This is a genomic window from Actinoplanes sp. CA-030573 (assembly GCF_050951115.1).
In the GTDB taxonomy this organism is placed as follows: domain Bacteria; phylum Actinomycetota; class Actinomycetes; order Mycobacteriales; family Micromonosporaceae; genus Actinoplanes.
This window is the reverse complement of record NZ_CP192038.1, coordinates 180,166-195,000: the sequence shown is the minus strand read 5'-3', so window position 1 is coordinate 195,000 and position 14,835 is coordinate 180,166. Positions and strand designations below refer to the sequence as shown.

At 71.6% G+C, this 14,835-nt stretch carries 18 protein-coding genes and 3 tRNA genes (1 of these 21 only partly in view); 5 read left to right on the top strand and 16 right to left on the bottom strand.

The annotated features are described in order from the left end of the window. Positions 1-409, top strand: partial view of a serine hydrolase domain-containing protein gene (locus ACQP2F_RS00975; RefSeq protein ID WP_433299799.1) — the 3' portion only. Its footprint begins 620 nt before the window's first position; the window shows 409 of its 1,029 coding nt (coding positions 621-1,029); its start codon lies off the left edge, out of view; it ends in the stop codon at positions 407-409. Positions 410-660: 251 nt separating this feature from the next. On the opposite strand, the gene ACQP2F_RS00970 is transcribed toward ACQP2F_RS00975, so the two are convergent. The 7 genes from ACQP2F_RS00970 to ACQP2F_RS00940 form a co-directional block, all read right to left on the bottom strand. After that, positions 661-737: transfer RNA gene (locus ACQP2F_RS00970), tRNA-Phe, on the bottom strand. A gap of 14 nt (positions 738-751) precedes the next feature. Next, positions 752-825: transfer RNA gene (locus ACQP2F_RS00965), tRNA-Asp, on the bottom strand. Positions 826-908: 83 nt separating this feature from the next. Continuing rightward, a tRNA-Glu gene (locus ACQP2F_RS00960) sits at positions 909-981 on the bottom strand. Between the two features lie 138 nt (positions 982-1,119). Then, complete coding sequence (locus ACQP2F_RS00955; RefSeq protein ID WP_433299798.1) at positions 1,120-2,100, bottom strand: MerR family transcriptional regulator; 981 nt, start codon at positions 2,098-2,100, stop codon at positions 1,120-1,122. Next, the gene (gene idi / locus ACQP2F_RS00950) at positions 2,090-2,695 is read right to left on the bottom strand and encodes an isopentenyl-diphosphate Delta-isomerase (RefSeq protein WP_433299797.1); all 606 of its coding nucleotides are present in this window, start codon (positions 2,693-2,695) and stop codon (positions 2,090-2,092) included. The genes ACQP2F_RS00955 and idi overlap by 11 nt, the downstream gene beginning before the upstream one ends. Beyond that, positions 2,692-4,173: a phytoene desaturase family protein gene (crtI, locus tag ACQP2F_RS00945; RefSeq protein WP_433299796.1), complete on the bottom strand. Its 1,482-nt coding sequence runs from the start codon at positions 4,171-4,173 to the stop codon at positions 2,692-2,694. Before crtI ends, idi begins: the two co-directional genes overlap by 4 nt. 8 nt (positions 4,174-4,181) lie before the next feature. After that, positions 4,182-5,297 (bottom strand): polyprenyl synthetase family protein, encoded by a 1,116-nt coding sequence (locus tag ACQP2F_RS00940; RefSeq protein ID WP_433299795.1) that lies wholly within the window; start codon positions 5,295-5,297, stop codon positions 4,182-4,184. A 64-nt stretch (positions 5,298-5,361) separates the two neighbouring features. Between ACQP2F_RS00940 and ACQP2F_RS00935 the strand changes: the two genes are divergently transcribed. Next, complete coding sequence (locus tag ACQP2F_RS00935; protein WP_433299794.1) at positions 5,362-6,237, top strand: phytoene/squalene synthase family protein; 876 nt, start codon at positions 5,362-5,364, stop codon at positions 6,235-6,237. Beyond that, a complete protein-coding gene (locus tag ACQP2F_RS00930) occupies positions 6,237-7,559 on the top strand; it encodes a cryptochrome/photolyase family protein (protein WP_433299793.1) in 1,323 nt (440 codons plus the stop codon). The genes ACQP2F_RS00935 and ACQP2F_RS00930 overlap by 1 nt, the downstream gene beginning before the upstream one ends. A gap of 118 nt (positions 7,560-7,677) precedes the next feature. On the opposite strand, the gene ACQP2F_RS00925 is transcribed toward ACQP2F_RS00930, so the two are convergent. Together ACQP2F_RS00925 and ACQP2F_RS00920 are read right to left on the bottom strand one after the other, a co-directional pair. Further along, positions 7,678-8,136, bottom strand: a complete 459-nt coding sequence (locus ACQP2F_RS00925; RefSeq protein WP_433299792.1) for a hypothetical protein — start codon at positions 8,134-8,136, stop codon at positions 7,678-7,680. A gap of 100 nt (positions 8,137-8,236) precedes the next feature. Then, complete coding sequence (locus tag ACQP2F_RS00920; protein ID WP_433299791.1) at positions 8,237-8,896, bottom strand: HAD family hydrolase; 660 nt, start codon at positions 8,894-8,896, stop codon at positions 8,237-8,239. Between the two features lie 35 nt (positions 8,897-8,931). Here ACQP2F_RS00920 and ACQP2F_RS00915 point away from each other — a divergent pair, with 35 nt between their 5' ends. Beyond that, complete coding sequence (locus ACQP2F_RS00915; RefSeq protein WP_433299790.1) at positions 8,932-9,240, top strand: hypothetical protein; 309 nt, start codon at positions 8,932-8,934, stop codon at positions 9,238-9,240. A 682-nt stretch (positions 9,241-9,922) separates the two neighbouring features. On the opposite strand, the gene ACQP2F_RS00910 is transcribed toward ACQP2F_RS00915, so the two are convergent. Both ACQP2F_RS00910 and ACQP2F_RS00905 read right to left on the bottom strand, forming a co-directional pair. Next, positions 9,923-10,312, bottom strand: coding sequence for a hypothetical protein (locus tag ACQP2F_RS00910; RefSeq protein WP_433299789.1), 390 nt, complete (start codon positions 10,310-10,312; stop codon positions 9,923-9,925). A gap of 62 nt (positions 10,313-10,374) precedes the next feature. Continuing rightward, positions 10,375-10,794: a PaaI family thioesterase gene (locus ACQP2F_RS00905; RefSeq protein WP_433299788.1), complete on the bottom strand. Its 420-nt coding sequence runs from the start codon at positions 10,792-10,794 to the stop codon at positions 10,375-10,377. Between the two features lie 121 nt (positions 10,795-10,915). On the opposite strand from ACQP2F_RS00905, the gene ACQP2F_RS00900 reads away from it, so the two are divergent. Next, positions 10,916-11,164, top strand: a complete 249-nt coding sequence (locus ACQP2F_RS00900) for a hypothetical protein (protein ID WP_433299787.1) — start codon at positions 10,916-10,918, stop codon at positions 11,162-11,164. A 5-nt stretch (positions 11,165-11,169) separates the two neighbouring features. Here ACQP2F_RS00900 and ACQP2F_RS00895 read toward each other — a convergent pair whose 3' ends face one another. The 5 genes from ACQP2F_RS00895 to ACQP2F_RS00875 form a co-directional block, all read right to left on the bottom strand. Next, complete coding sequence (locus ACQP2F_RS00895) at positions 11,170-12,450, bottom strand: PrsW family intramembrane metalloprotease (RefSeq protein ID WP_433299786.1); 1,281 nt, start codon at positions 12,448-12,450, stop codon at positions 11,170-11,172. After that, entirely contained in the window at positions 12,447-13,013 is a 567-nt protein-coding gene (locus tag ACQP2F_RS00890) for a hypothetical protein (RefSeq protein WP_433299785.1), read from the bottom strand. The genes ACQP2F_RS00895 and ACQP2F_RS00890 overlap by 4 nt, the downstream gene beginning before the upstream one ends. Positions 13,014-13,086: 73 nt before the next feature. Next, positions 13,087-13,653 carry an RNA 2'-phosphotransferase gene (locus ACQP2F_RS00885; RefSeq protein WP_433299784.1) on the bottom strand — a complete coding sequence of 189 codons (567 nt, stop codon included), beginning with the start codon at positions 13,651-13,653 and terminating at the stop codon, positions 13,087-13,089. Continuing rightward, entirely contained in the window at positions 13,650-14,429 is a 780-nt protein-coding gene (locus ACQP2F_RS00880; protein ID WP_433299783.1) for a class I SAM-dependent methyltransferase, read from the bottom strand. Before ACQP2F_RS00880 ends, ACQP2F_RS00885 begins: the two co-directional genes overlap by 4 nt. 92 nt (positions 14,430-14,521) lie before the next feature. Next, entirely contained in the window at positions 14,522-14,731 is a 210-nt protein-coding gene (locus ACQP2F_RS00875; protein WP_014687221.1) for a BldC family transcriptional regulator, read from the bottom strand. Positions 14,732-14,835 lie beyond the last annotated feature (104 nt).

Here is a 14,835-nt window from a genome sequence, read left to right as displayed (position 1 = left end):
ACGGATGCTCGGCGAGCCGGGCTCGGTGCACGCCCGGGCCGTCTCCAACCCGCCCGGCGCGCGTGACCTGGCCGTCGTCAACAGTCCGCTCTGGCGCCGGGCCGCCGTCCCGGCCATCAACGTGCACGCCACGTCGATGGCGATCGCCCGCTTCTACGCCGCCGTCCTCGACGGCCGGCTGCCCGCTCTCGCGATACCGCAGTTCACCGGCACCGACCTGTTCATCGAGCAGGAGGTGACCTGGGGTCTCGGCGTCCAGATCGAGCCCGACGGGACCTGGGGGCAGGGCGGCCTGGGCGGCAACGCCGGGTGGGCCGACCCCGAACGCGGGCTTGCCGTCGCGTACGTCACCCGGCGTCTCGGAGATTTCGCCGCCGTCGACCGCATCGAATCCGCCCTGCCCGCCTGATCCGCGCGACCAGCGCGGGAAAACCTCATGTGCGCGACCCGTCCGCCGATTCTCACCGTCGCGGAAGAGGGATCAAAGGTGGTCGTGAGGGGGCGATGGCGGGCCCGGGCTGGTGTCCGCCATCCTCACGATCACCACGTCGGCGCCGCCCGTGGTTTCGGCCATGGGCGGCGCCGGTCCTGCTCCGGCGAAACCGCGAAAGCAAAAGCCCCGACCGGCACATGCGGGTCAGGGCTCAATCGCCTATGTCTTGGTGGCCAGGGGCGGGGTCGAACCGCCGACCTTCCGATTTTCAGTCGGACGCTCGTACCAACTGAGCTACCTGGCCAAGGATGGTGCTTGCGGTCCTGACGGGACTTGAACCCGCGACCTCCGCCTTGACAGGGCGGCGAGCACTCCGACTGCTCCACAGGACCTTGCTATTTACTTCTCAACTGCTCACTTCTCAACTACTCGAATCTCACTGGCTCATCGGTAGCTTACGCGACCAACCTACCAGTGCCCCCAACGGGATTCGAACCCGTGCTACCGCCTTGAAAGGGCGGCGTCCTGGGCCACTAGACGATGAGGGCAACTCCGCCAGTATTGCACGTCTGCAACGCTGTGCGGCGTAGACCCCAACCGGGCCCCGCTTGAGGCTTGGAAAGCATACGTGATCGACCGCCCCGCCTCCAAACCGGTATCCCCCGCGTTGCTGACCAGGGAAAACGTCATGCCAGGGCGGCTTTCACGACCTCCAGGGCGGAAGCCAGCGAGGTGAGCTGAACCACCCCGGGCGGCAAGTCGTGGGGCCAGCCGGGGCCGGCGGCGGCGATCAGGGGAACCCCGGTGATGCGGGTTAGCTGGCCGGCGTCGCCCGTGCTCGGCATCTGCGACCAGAGGACGACCACCGCCGGGCCGGTACGGGCGATTGCGTCGGCCAGCGCGCCGGGTGGCACGCGGCCGCCGAGGAGGCGGGACGGCACGCCGGCCGCCGCCAGCGCGGCGTCCAGAGCCTCCAGGGAGAGCGTGTGCTGCTCCTCGTCGGCGGCGGCCAGCAGGACCCGGGGGACCTCGCGGCCGCCGGGGCGGGGCACGGCCGCGAGCACCTCGCTGACGCTGCGGGAGATCAGGTGCTCGACCTCGACGAACTTCTTGGTCGCGGCGTAGCGCTCGCCGACCCCGATCAGCACCGGCAGGGCGACCTCGTCCCAGGCGCCGATCACGCCGCGCTCGGCGACCGCCTCCTGGAGGATCTCGCGCATGGCGGGGGCGTCGAGGCGCATGGCGGCGCGGGCCAGGCCGCGGGCGGCCGGGGTGACCGAGCCGAGCGGGATGGCCTGGCCCCCGCCGTCGCGCGCCGACGAGGAACGCGCTGACGAGGAAGCCGACGAGGAGGAAGCCGACGAGGAGGAAGCCGACGAGCGGGCAGCGGGGGCAGCGGGGGGAGGCGGCGCGGGGGAGGACGGCGGAGGCGGCGAGACCGACGTACGCCGGGCCCACGCCGCCGCCTCGGCCGGCGCGACGCCCTGGGTCGTCAGCCGCAGCATCACCTCGAGCCGGTCGAGATCCTGCGTCGTGTAGCGGCGATGCTGACCGGGCACGTGCCGGCTCGGCCCGAGCCCATATCTCTGATGCCAGGTGCGCAGCGTGGTGACCGCCACCCCGAGGCGGCGGGCGACGGCACCGGCGCTCAGCGCCTCATCGGCCACCCGACCGCTCCGGAACCTCGTCGGCGGCATCCGCGACCCGGGGACCCGGTGGGCGGGAGAGGTGGTCGGCCAGGCATGTGGTCACCCCGGCGAGCCACGGCGAGTACGACGAGGGGTCGGCGGCGAGACCGTCGATCAGTGCCGAGATCGACACCCAGCGCAGGTCGGCCACCTCGGCCGGATCGGGCGACGGCCGCGCGCCGGCCGGCAGGTCGCCGAGCAGCACATGGTCGTACTCGTGCTCGACCCGCCCGGTGACCGGATCGGCCGCCCGATAGGTGTAGACCCCGACCGGCGTCAGCGGCACCCCGTAGACGCCCAGCTCCTCGCCGAGCCGCCGGGCGGCGCCCACCGCGACGTCCTCGCCGGGCAGCGGATGCCCGCAGCACGTGTTCGCCCAGCGCAGCGGGAACCGCGTCTTGACCGCCGCCCGCTGCTGCAGCAGCACCCGCCCGTTGGCCGGGTCGCGCAGGAAGACCGAGAACGCCCGGTGCAGCATCCCCGGCTCGCGGTGCGCCTCGTCCACCGTGGTCACCCCGACCGATACGCCGGCCGTGTCCACCAGGTCGACGTCGTGCGACTCGCGAACACTCATGAGGACGCGCCCGTGACCCGGCTCGCCGCCAACTTTCCGGAGATCAGCACCATCGGCACGCCGACGCCGGGCTGCGTGCCCGAGCCGGTGAACACCACGTTGGGGAAGACCGGGTGCAGATTGGACGGGCGGAACGGTCCGGTCTGGCTGAAGGTGTGGGCGGCCGCGAACGGCGTGCCCGCCGCCATGCCCTGCGCCTCCCAGTCGGCCGGGGTCACGATCCGCATCACCTCGACGCCGTCGCCGAATCCCACGTAACCGCGCGCCTCCAGCGTGCGGATCAGCGAGTCGGCGTAGCGCTGACCCATTGTCTTCCAGTCCATCGGGCCGACCGACAGGTTCGGCGTCGGGGCCAGCACGTAGTACGTCTGCCGTCCCTCGGGCGCGGCCGACGGGTCGGTGAACGTCGGGTTGGTGACCAGCAGCGAGGGGTCGCTCATCAGCAGCCCGTCCCGGATCACCTCGTCGAACGTGCGCTTCCAGTGCGTACCGAAATGGATGTTGTGGTGGGCGATCTTCCCGTACGCCTGCCGGGACCCCACGTGCAGCACCACGCACGAGGGTGAGAACTGCAGCGAGCGCGACCGCCGCCGGGGAGGCAGAAGCTCGCGATCGGCGACCGGCAGGTCGGGGTTGAGCACCACCACGTCGGCCGGAATCCGCTCACCGTCGGCCGTGATCACCCCGGTCGCCCGCCCGTTGGCCGTCTCCACCGACGTGACGGTCGTCTCGTAGCGGAAGACCACACCGTGCTTCTCGGCCGCTCCGGCCAGCGCCCGCGGCACCGCGTGCATGCCGCCCTTGGGGTGGTAGACCCCGGCAACCGAGTCGAGATAGGCGATGACCGCGTAGATCGCCAGCGCGTCGTGCGGCGCCAGACCGGCGTACATCGCCTGGAACGAGAAGATCCGCTGGGTGCGCGGATCGCGCAGGAACGAGGCGACCTTGCCGTGCAACCGCCGGAAGCCACCCATCCCGAGCAGCTTGAGCAGGTTGAGGTTGACCAGGTCGAGCGGGGTGTCGAGGTTGCGTCCGATGAAGTGGTCGCGCTCGAGCAGCCAAAGCTTGCGGGCGAAGTCGACGAAGCGCAGGTAGCCGTCGGCCTCGCGGGGCCCGCACACCCGGGAGATCTCGGCCGCCATCCGGACCGTGTCGGTGCGCACGTCGAGCGTCGACCCGTCCGGGTAGTAGGCCCGGTAGGCGGGGTCGAGCGGCTCGAGCTCGAGCCAGTCGGCAAGCCGCTCCCCGACCGCGGCGAGCGGCTCCTCGATCAGCGACGGCATGGTCAGCACGGTCGGGCCGGTGTCGAACTCGTACCCCTGAAGGCTGAGCCGGCCGGCCCGTCCGCCCGGGATCGGCTCGCGCTCGACCACGGTGACCTGCCGGCCGGCCGCGGCCAGATGCAGGGCGCAGGCCAGGCCGCCGAGGCCGGCTCCGACGACGACGACCCGATCGGTGGGCCCGGTGACGACTCGCATGGCTGCCATCATGCCGGGCGCTGGGTCGCGCGGACGGCCAGCTCGGTCAGCGCGGCGCGGGCGTCGTCCTCGATCGGGGCATCGGCCAGCGCCGCGACGGCCGCCGCGACGCGCTCCGAGATCATCGCCTCCACCCGTGCGGGCGCGCCGGATTCGGCGATGCGCCGGGTGAGCAGCTCGATCTGGGCGGGGTTGAACCCGCCGGAGCCCTCGGCGGGGTTGACGGCTCCGGCGGGGGTCATGAACGCGCCGAGACGGCGCGCGAGAAGGAGAAGCGTGGTCGGTTTCCCGGTACGCAGGTCGTCGCCCGCGGGCTTGCCGGTGACGGCCGGGTCACCGAACACGCCGAGCAGGTCGTCGCGCAGCTGGAAGGCCTCGCCGACCAGCTCGCCGTAACGCAGGTAGGCGTCGTCGATCGCGGGGTCGGCCGGGCCCGCGAGCGCCAGCCCGAACTGCAGCGGCCGTTGCACGGTGTAGCTCGCCGTCTTCAGCCGGGCCACCAACAGCGCCCGGTCGATGTCGAAGCAGTCGGGGTCGGTCTCGCCCAGGACGTCGAGGTATTGACCGGCGACGGCCTCGACCCGCATCCGGTCGTACCGGGCCCGCACCGCGAAGAGCGTCGCCGTCGGCATCGGCGTGCGGGCGAGCAGCTGGTCGGCCCAGACCAGGCACAGGTCGCCGACCAGGATGGCGGCGCTGGCCCCGAACCGATCAGGGTCGGTTGCCCCGGCCTGCTGGCCGGCGAAGATGCGGTGGGCGGTGGGCCGGCCGCGGCGGGTGGCCGAGTCGTCCATCACATCGTCGTGCACCAGGGCGAAGGTGTGCATGAGCTCGAGCGCGGCGAGCGCCGGCAGCAGCGGCTCGACCGGCTCGCCGGCGACGGCGGCCCCACGCCAGCCCCAGTAGGCGAACGTGGGGCGCAGCCGCTTCCCGCCGGCCAGCACCAGGTCCCGCGTGGTGCGGGCGAGACCCCCGAGCGCTGGATCGACCGTATCGAGCGCGGCGATCTGGGCGGCGAGGAAGTCGGCAAGAGTGCCCTCGACCGCGTCGAGCAGAGTGGTGGAGCGGCCGGCCTGGCGGGGTATCCCGCGATGCCGGTTTCCCTCGAGCGTGTCGTTGGCCACGAGTTCACCGTACCCTAGGTTCGTGGTTGCGTCGATTCGTGCGTCGATTCTAAGGACGGGAAACGTGGAAGACGACCTCGCGAGCGCCTACGAGCGCTGCAAAACGCTGCACAAACAGCACGGCCGCACCTACTACCTCGCCACCCGCCTGCTGCCCGCCTGGAAGCGCCGCCACGTGCACGCGCTCTACGGCTTCACCCGTTACGCCGACGAGATCGTCGACCGGACCGAGGCGTTGCCGCCGGCGGAGCGGGCCGCGCGGCTCGGCGAGTGGTCGGATCGGTTCGTCGCGGGCCTGCGCGGTGAGCCGGTCGACGACCCGTTGCTGCCGGCGGTGCTGCACACGATCGCCGTCTTCGACCTCGACGTGGAGGACTTCGCGACGTTCCTGCGCTCCATGGCGATGGACCTGACGATCACGACCTATCGCACGTACGACGATCTGCTCGACTACATGGAGGGCTCGGCCGCCGTGATCGGCACCATGATGCTGCCGATCCTGGGCTCGAGCGATCCGATCGCGGCGCGGGAGCCCGCCCGGCAGCTCGGCCTCGCGTTCCAGCTCACCAACTTCATCCGGGACGTCGCCGAGGACCTCGAGCGGGGCCGGATCTATCTTCCCCTCGACGATCTCGCCCGCTTCGATCTCACGCCGGACGACCTGCGGCCCGGCAACCCCGAGGTCAAGAGCCTCATCGCGTACGAGGTGAGCCGCGCCCGCCGTCACTACGCGTTCGCGGCTCCGGGGATCCCCCTGCTCGAGCCCGCGTCCCAGGCCTGCATGCGCACCGCCTTCCAGCTCTACGGCGGCATCCTCGACGAGGTCGAGGCGGCCGACTACGACGTCTTCACCCGGCGGGCCACGGTGCCGAACTCCCGGCGTGCCTCGGTCGCCGCGCGCAGCCTGCTGACCCGGCCCGGCACCCCGATGGGGGTTTGATGCGGACGGCGGTGGTCCTGCTCACCCGCGACCTGCGGGTGCACGACAACCCGGCGCTCGCGGCGGCCTGCGCCAACGCCGACCGGGTCCTGCCGCTCTTCGTGCTCGACCCGAAGCTCGGCGCGCTCTCGCCCAACCGGTCGCGCTTCCTGCACCAGGCGCTCGCCGACCTGCGCTCGTCCCTGCGCGAGCGCGGCGGCGACCTGGTGGTGCGCCACGGTGACCCGGTCGCCGAGACGATCAAGCTGGCCGGCGAGACCGGGGCCACCATGCTCGGGATGGCGGCGGACGTCAGCGCGTACGCCCGCCGGCGGGAACGCCGCCTGCGCGAGGAATGCGACCGGCAGCGGATCGCGCTGCGGCTCTTCCCGAGCGTGACGGTCGTGGACCCGGGATCGCTGCGGCCGGGCGGCGGCGGCAACTCCTACCGGGTCTTCACGCCCTACTTCCGCACCTGGTCGTCGGCGAAATGGCGGGACGAGGTGGCCACCCCACGCAAGATCACGCTGCCCGATGTCGCGGCCGGGCCACTGCCGGCGCTGCCGGACGGCGAGTCACCGTACGCGGCCGAGGGCGGTGAGACGGAGGGGAAGCGCCGACTCACCGCGTGGCTTCGCCGCCTGGACGCGTACGAGGACATGCACGACGACATGCCCGGCGACGGCACCAGCCGGCTGAGCCCGTACCTCCGCTTCGGTTGTCTCTCGCCGCTGGCTGTGGCCGAGGCAGCCAGGGCGCGCGACGCCGGCGCCTTCGTCCGTCAGCTCTGCTGGCGCGACTTCTACTACCAGGTGGCCGCCGACTTCCCGCGGATCTCGACCGCCGCCTACCGCCGCAACGCCGACGACGACTGGCGCGCCGACCCCGACGCCCTGCAGCACTGGCAGGACGGGCTCACCGGGGTGCCGGTGGTGGACGCCGGAATGCGGCAGCTGCGGGCCGAGGGCTGGATGCACAACCGGGCCCGGCTGATCACCGCGGCGTTCCTCACCAAGCACCTGGGCGTCGACTGGCGGCTGGGCGTGCAGTGGTTCTTCCGCTGGCTGCTCGACGGGGATGTTCCCAACAATTCGGGCAATTGGCAGTGGGTGGCCGGGACCGGCAACGACAGCCGCCCCTACCGCCGGTTCAATCCGATCCGCCAGGCCGGTCGTTTCGACCCGGAAGGCGTGTACGTTCGGCGCTACATACCGGAACTCGAGGCCATCGACGGCCCGGCCGTCCACCAGCCGTGGCGCCTCCCTTCGGAGGTTCGCCGCCGGCTGGACTATCCGGGCCCGCTGGAGTCACACCGGGACGAGGCGGTGTGGCTGCGGCCATGACCCCCGCCCGGTACGCCCGGGCGGGTTCCAGTGGGGTCCGTCGGCAGTTGCGTCCGTCTAAACGCTGAGGCCGGCGGGCCCCTCTCCGGTTGCTCCCGCTATGCCTTTCCGCGTCGGGTCATGCCGGCTGCCACGTGTTGTCGTCGCTGTTCGGGGTCGGCTCGCAGATCATCAGCTTGCCGTTCTCGGTGCGGCCCTCCGAACCGGTCGGCGCACACTCCTCGTTGGCCTTGACGTCGCGCTCGACCGGGGCGACCGGCTTGCGGGGCAGGGCCGACATCGCGCGGTCGCGGTCGGCCGAGCTCGCCGGGCTGGGCACGGGCGGCTCGTGGCTGATCGAGTCGGCCTCGTCCAGCACCGGCGACGGCGGGGTCGGCACCCGCGAGGTGACCGCGGCCTTCTTGGCCCGGGCCGGCTTCGGCGAGTCGGCGACGGCCGCCGTGTTCGACAAGATGTCCCGCTGCGACTTGCCCGAGACGGCGAGGACACCGAAGAAGGTCACACCACCGAGCAGAGCCAGCATTGCCATCAGCGGAGCCAGGTATGCGCTCCGGCGGGACGTCCGCGAAGAAGTCACGTCTACACCTTGTCGCGACGTTCGTGCGCCGTCGATGGTCCCTTTGTCCATGGCCCCACGGAATTCAGGCCGGGCTTTTGCCCGTCCAGTCCCCTGGTGATCAACCGCCCTGGCTCGCCTTGATCACCTCCCGGAGGACGGCCGCTCCGGTGGCGGCGGTGACATCCGGCCGAAATGCCAGGTCGGCGGGCCACTCGCGCTTCAGGGAGACCCATCCCGTACGCAGGCCGGCCGCCACGCCGCCGCCGACGTCGGCCGCCGCGCTGTCCCCCACCATCCAGCCCGTTCCCGGTTTTCCCGGCTTGGTCCTCGCCCACGACCGGCCCGCCTCCGCCGCCGCGATCTCGAAGATCCGGGGGTCGGGCTTGCGCACGCCGACACCCTCGGAGATGGTCCAGCCCGCGACCAGGCGGTCCAGGCCGGTGCGCCGCAATTTGGCCTCCTGCTGGGCGACCGTCCCGTTTGTCACGACGAACGGAACGAAGCCGGCGTCGGCCGCCTCGACCAGCACCGCGTCGATCTCGGGGTCGGGCGACATCTGCGCGACCATGCCCGCCCGCAGCTCGGCCAGCATCTCGTGCGCGTCGCCGCCGTAGCGCGCCACGATCCGGGCGGCGAGCATTTCCCGGGCCTCGAAGCCGTCTTTGTCCGCTTCCACGAGCCACGGTGTCTCGGATTCCCCGAACCGGGACTCCGCCCAGCTCTTGAAGGCCGCGCGGCGGTCGATGAGAGTGTTATCCAGATCGATCAGAAGCAGCACCGGAACATTGTGACTGGCGCATTCGAGGAGGCGGCGTGCTGACATTCACGAACGCGGCGGAACAGGCGGCGTGGACCTTGGCGGAGGCGCTCAGCGAGAAGGCCTTCGCCGCGATGAAACAGGCCGAGGAGGCCGCCGAGGCCTTCCGCTCCGGCAAGATGGCCATGCGCCGCCAGTTCAAGGCGCGCGGCATGTCCGAAGTGGACGCCGACATCCGCTGGTCGGGCACCAGCCAGTCGCGCAAGGCCCTTTCCGACAACGAGTGGTACATGGCGCAGGCATCGATGTACAACGAGGCGGCCGCAGCCCAGTACGCAAAGGCGCTGTACCTCAAGAAGTCCTGACCCACTTGTGGATAAGTCCGGGGAAGTGTCGTACCCGGGCCGTATCGTCGCCCCACCCAGTGACCGGGTGGGGTGCAGTAGCCCGCGGCTGGGCCGAGTGGAACGGCTGGGCGCAGCAGACCCGACCTGCCTGTGGATAGCGCCGCGCGAAATGTCGTACCCCGGCCGTAACGTCACCCCCACCCAGTGACCGGGTGGGGTGGAGTAGGCCGGCGCTCGGCGCAGCAGACGGCATCGGGCTGACGCTGGCTTATCCGAGTGGTGCGGCGCGGTGATGCGTCTGGCGGCGAGGCGCATCCTGGGAGCGGCCCAAGGCAGCGCCACGCAATCCGGGCGGCGCAGTGGCGGGCGTAGGGCGATGCGGTGCAACGAGGCGGCACGGCGGCGGGCTAAGCAGGGCGATGCGATCCGGGCGGCGCGATGGCGGTCCAAGCGGCGCGGAGGGTCAAGCGGCCGGGCGGTGGGCTGAGCGGCCGGGCGGCGGGCTGAGCCGCCGGGCGGCGGGCTTAGCGGACCAGCGGCGGGCCAAGCGGCAGGAGCGGAACAAGCGGGCATGCGAGCGGTGTCGAAGCGGCGCGCGGATGGCTAAGCGGCTGACCGGCGGGGTCAGGGGCGCACGGCGGACCAAGCACCCTAGTGGCCGACCGGGAGACCGAGTAACGGGGCGACCGAGCGACCCAGCCTAAGCGGCCCGATGGCGGAGGGTGGCCACGGTCGAGCCGGCCAGGGCGAGCAGACAGTCGGGCAGCTGGCCGTCCGCTATCGCGGCCCCGAAAAGGGCCTCTCCAGTAGGGATGTCGCCGTTCATGTAGGCGCTCACGAAGCGGGCCACCCAGCGCTTGTCGTATCGGGCATCGTCGATGCCGGGGAAATCCAGGGTCCAGGCGCCGCCGGAAGGGACCTGGCCGACCATCGTGGCGGCCAGGCACCACGCTACGTCGTACGCCCCGACCACGCCCGAGCGGTCGACGACCGCGTCGAACGTGCCGACCACAGCGTCGCTGTCGCCGCTGAGCGCACTCTGCAGCACCAGCGCGGCGTCGTCGAAAGCGTGCTGTGGTACCTCCGTCACGTGAAGAAAGGTACGTGGATCGGTCAAGGATCGCTCGCGGACAGCCCGACATGCACCGGAATTCACGCTCCGCGCAGAAGACAGGTGATCCGGGCGGTGCAGACCCGCTCGCCGGCGTCGTCGGTGATGACCACCTCGTACGTCGTCATCGTCCGCCCCCGGTGCACCGGCGTGGCCACCCCGGTGACCAGCCCGGACCGCGCGCCCTTGTGATGGGTGGCGTTGATGTCGACGCCCACCGCGAACGGCCGGTCCACGGTCTGGCCGTGCATCACGGCGCCGACCGAGCCGAGCGTCTCGGCCAGGACGCAGGAGGCGCCACCGTGCAGGAGCCCGTACGGCTGAGTGTTGCCCTCGACGGGCATGGTGCCGACGACCCGCTCGGGTGAGGCCTCGATGAGCTGGATGCCCATGCGCCGGCCGAGGTCGCCGCCACCCCCGGAGGCGAGCAGCGTCTGTAGTGCGTCGTCGGCGATGTCCATGAGCCGGAACGTTACCCGTCGTTCAGTTCCTTTCCAGCGACATCGATCACAGGCACCAGGTCGCACGTATAGCTCTATGGCCCTACTGTTCGCATGACCCCGAACCGCATGAGGAGACCTGATGAGTGAGCCGCAGGAGACCGTGGAGACGCGCGGCGACGACCGCGTCGACCTGATCGCCAACGACACGACCGGCGACGGCAAGCCGGACGTCTGGGTGTCCGACACCGACGGGGACGGCAAGCCCGACCTGTTCCAGTTCGACACCGACGGCGACGGCAAGGTCGACATCACCATGGTCGACCTCGACCAGGACGGCAATCCGGACACCATCGTCGACGGCGATGGCGGGCTCCCGCCGCGGGCCTGAAGCTCCTACGCGCCACCGAGCGCCGACAGCGCCACCCACAGGACGGCGATCGCCACCATGGTGGTGACGACCGTGGAGGCCGTGTGCCGCCACGATCGCGGACCGGCGATCGCCTCCGGGTGGCCGAGACGGCGTAGCACTTTCCGCTGCTGACGCACCTCCGCGGCCGAGCTGTCGTCGACCTGGCCCACGTCGGCGGCGACCCGGCTCATTTGCACGGCCAGCCGAGCCTGGGCGTGCTGCAGACGGCGTACGGCCTGCTGACCCGCACGCCCCGCGGCCGCGCTCGCATGCCGCCGCGCCGCCGCCCGCGCCGAGCTGGAACCGAGCGCCGCGAGCTCGCCGTCGGTGATCAGCTCGGGATCGCGCAGCGTCGCGAGATGCCCCACGTAGTAGTCCGCCTCCCGGTCGTGGGCGCGCCGCACGAGCCACAGGATCAGCAGCAGCGGCGGCAGGCCCTTGAGCACCAGCACCCCGAGCAGCGCCAGCGGCCCGTTGCCGATGCCGTCGCCCAGCAGCGGCGAGTTCCACAGCACGTGCGAGGCCCAGGCGCCGAGGCAGGCGAGCACGGCCACGCCGATCCGCATGCCGAGCGGACGGTCCCGGCGCACCACGAGGTAGCCGATCCCGGCGCCGGCCAGCGCGCCGAAGAGCGTGTGGCTCCACACTCCGGAGAGGAAGCCGCGCAGCAGGAACGTGGCGATCACCGGCTGCACGTGGTCGCCCTGTCCGGCCAGCGCCACCGCGCCGACCGCGAAGACCACATCCTCGGCGATCTGGAAGCCGAGGCCGACCATCGCGCCGTAGACGATCCCGTCCAGCACGCTATTGATCTGGGAGCGGGCGATCAGCACGATCACGACCACGCCGAGCGTCTTGGCCGTCTCCTCGACGGTGGGCGCGGCCAGCGCGGCGCCCCAGTCGGCGGCCAGATGGGGCGAGCCGAGCTTGGCCACCAGGTCCTCGAGCGCCACGCTCGCCGGGATCGAGGCGCTGGTCGCGACCAGCCCACCCCAGGCGAAGGCCAGCACCAGCAGCTCGGTCGGCTCGCGCTCGAGGAAGTCGAGCTCGGAGACGACGAGCCAGAACGGAACGGCGAACAGCGCGAAGAGCACGACGGCGGTCACGGTGGCGAGGGGGTACGCCGAGAACAGTCGCCCGGCGATCTGGGATATCCGCACAGCGCCCGCCACCACGAGGGCCGCGACCACCCAGAACGCCGGCACCCGGGCCAGCGCCGGCGCCCGGCCGCCGCCGCCGTCGGGCCGGACCGGGGTCGCGGTCACCGGGCGCCTCCGTCGTACCGCAGGGTGCGGGTGCTCGCCTCGATCTGCGGGAGGGTGCGGCCCAGGTCAAGGTCGACACCACTGATGGTGACCTCGATCGTGAGACCGTCGGTGACGAAAACCGCGTACCGGCCGCCCCGCCCCGGCGCCGTGTAGCCGCCCTGGATCCCGCTCAGCCCGCCGGCGGTGTCGACCTGGAGCTGGGCGCCGGTGACCTGGTACCCCGGGTTGCCGGTGATCCGCTGGCGCAGCCCGGCCGCGGCCGTCTGCACGTCGCCGTCGAAGGGCCGCACCGCGATCTTGTATTGCACCGCACCCAGCCGGAAGAGCACGGTGCCGGACGAGTCGCCGGGGCGGGTTCCGGTGACGTCGAGGGTGGCACCGACCGGCGGGACGACCGTGACGCCGGCGCCGACGGCATAGCGCTGCTCGGCGCTGACCGGCCGCTCGGCCGGGAGCGCCCGGTCGATTGCGGGCAACCCGAAGGCGAGCCCGCAGAGCGTGGCGACGACACCGAACGCACCGAGAAGATTCATCAGCTCACGCCGCGTGATCCTCGCCATGCGCCCACGCTAATCGAGCGCGAGCCGTGACCGGATGCTTCGGCCACTGTGGAAACCGGATCAACCAGCGAAACTACTGATTTGTCGGTTTTGGCGAGAGGTACGCGGGAGCGACCACCGCGGTCAGCCAGACCCCGTTGTCGCTGCGGTGGAAAACGTGCCCGGCCGCGGCCATGGCGGCGGCGTGCACTTCGAGCACCACCACGTCGGCCGAGCGGCGCCGGCCCACGACCAGGGCGGTCGGCACGTCCTGGGACAGGTGCACGTGGTGCCGGCTGCGGGGGCGCAGCCCGTGCCGCATGATCGAGCCCAGGTTTTCCCGCGGCGTGCCGTGGTAGAGCACGGCGGGCGGCTCGGCCGGCGGCAGGTCGAGGTCGACCCCGACCCGGCGGGAGTGGCCCTGGCTGGCCCGGATCCAATCGGCGCCGTCGTCGCGACGGGCGATCGCGAACCGGGACTTGTCGTTCTTCTCGACGATCTCGTCGAGCTCGGCGCGGGTCAGGCGCAGCGCGGTCAGCAGCTCGGTGACCGGCACCCAGCCGTTCGCGTCGAGCGTGAGGCCGGCCGACTCCGGCCGGTGCCGCAGGACCATCGAGATCCGGCGGCTGACCCGCACCTGATCGCGGGTTAAAGCGGTCATTTCATCAACTCCATGACCGCAAGGTAGTAGGGCCGGTCGGCGTCGTCGATCGAATTGAGCCGCCATCCCGTACCGGCCAGGAGCTTTTCCAGCTCCTCCACCGAGCAGTTCAGGTAGTCGAACCACTCGGTCGCGAGCAGCCGGTATCGCAGCCGCAGGCGCAGCTGGCCGCCGATCCGGCCGCGCTCCCGGTTGCGCCGGTGATAGCTCACGTGCACGGGATCGTTCGTGCCGTACGGATCGGTGCCCTGGGCGACGATCCGGGCGCCGGGCTTGGCCAGCCGGGACAGCGCGGCGAGGAAGGCCGGGGCGCGTTCGGCCCCCTCGAGCAGGCCGAGGTTGTTGCCGAGCAACAGGAACGTGTCGTATCGGGTGGCGGCGCGGGAAGCGTACGCGTCGATGGTGGTCGCCACCGTGTCGCGCAGGCCGCGTCGGCGCGCGACGTCGATCGCGCCCGGCGAGGTGTCCAGGCCGGTCACCGCCATGCCGCGCCGCTGGAGCTCGAGGGCCGCCCGGCCGGCGCCGGTGCCGATGTCGAGCACCTGACCGCGACAGAGGCGCAGCGCCCGATGGTCGTGCGGCTGCCAGTCCGCCGGCTCGTTCAAGTAGTGATCGGCCGGGGCGCCGTTGATCAGGCCGTCGTCCCGCTCGATCACCTCGATGACCGGACGTGGCACCCGGCCGCCGGCGAGCGGGCGCGGGCCCCGGCCGGTGCGGACGGCGTACGCGTCCCGGATCATCTCGCCCCAGACGTCGCCGATCGGTGGCTCATCCATTGTCGGAACGTACCCGGACACGAAGAAGGGGCGGTCGCCTTCCCCAGCGCTCGCCCCCTGCATCGATGCTTCGACTAAAACGACTCCGTCGGTCAGTCGCCCTGACGCTGCGTGGGAATCTGCCCCTGCAGCAGGGCACGAACCTCCGACTCCCGGTAACGACGGTGGCCGCCCAGCGTGCGGATTGCACTGAGCTTGCCGGCCTTCGCCCACCGGGTGACGGTCTTCGGGTCGACGCGGAACATCGACGCCACCTCGGCCGGGGTCAGTAGCGGCTCAGGATCATGCGTACGCGATGCCATCGGTCACTCCTCCACAGGTACCTATAGACATCGGCCGGGGTCCCGCCGGCCGGTGCGTCTCTCATGGTCCGGCTAGTCCCCGATGTCCGACATGGGCCGAACGG

What these genes read in the sequence shown, in the direction of transcription:
- ACQP2F_RS00930 (WP_433299793.1), top strand. Translation starts at nt 6,237, where the DNA reads ATGCGGACGGCGGTGGTCCTGCTCACCCGCGACCTGCGGGTGCACGAC.
- ACQP2F_RS00880 (WP_433299783.1), bottom strand. Translation starts at nt 14,429, where the DNA reads ATGGATGAGCCACCGATCGGCGACGTCTGGGGCGAGATGATCCGGGAC.
- ACQP2F_RS00900 (WP_433299787.1), top strand. Translation starts at nt 10,916, where the DNA reads ATGAGTGAGCCGCAGGAGACCGTGGAGACGCGCGGCGACGACCGCGTC.
- ACQP2F_RS00905 (WP_433299788.1), bottom strand. Translation starts at nt 10,794, where the DNA reads ATGGACATCGCCGACGACGCACTACAGACGCTGCTCGCCTCCGGGGGT.
- ACQP2F_RS00885 (WP_433299784.1), bottom strand. Translation starts at nt 13,653, where the DNA reads ATGACCGCTTTAACCCGCGATCAGGTGCGGGTCAGCCGCCGGATCTCG.
- crtI (WP_433299796.1), bottom strand. Translation starts at nt 4,173, where the DNA reads ATGCGAGTCGTCACCGGGCCCACCGATCGGGTCGTCGTCGTCGGAGCC.
- idi (WP_433299797.1), bottom strand. Translation starts at nt 2,695, where the DNA reads ATGAGTGTTCGCGAGTCGCACGACGTCGACCTGGTGGACACGGCCGGC.
- ACQP2F_RS00890 (WP_433299785.1), bottom strand. Translation starts at nt 13,013, where the DNA reads ATGGCGAGGATCACGCGGCGTGAGCTGATGAATCTTCTCGGTGCGTTC.
- ACQP2F_RS00875 (WP_014687221.1), bottom strand. Translation starts at nt 14,731, where the DNA reads ATGGCATCGCGTACGCATGATCCTGAGCCGCTACTGACCCCGGCCGAG.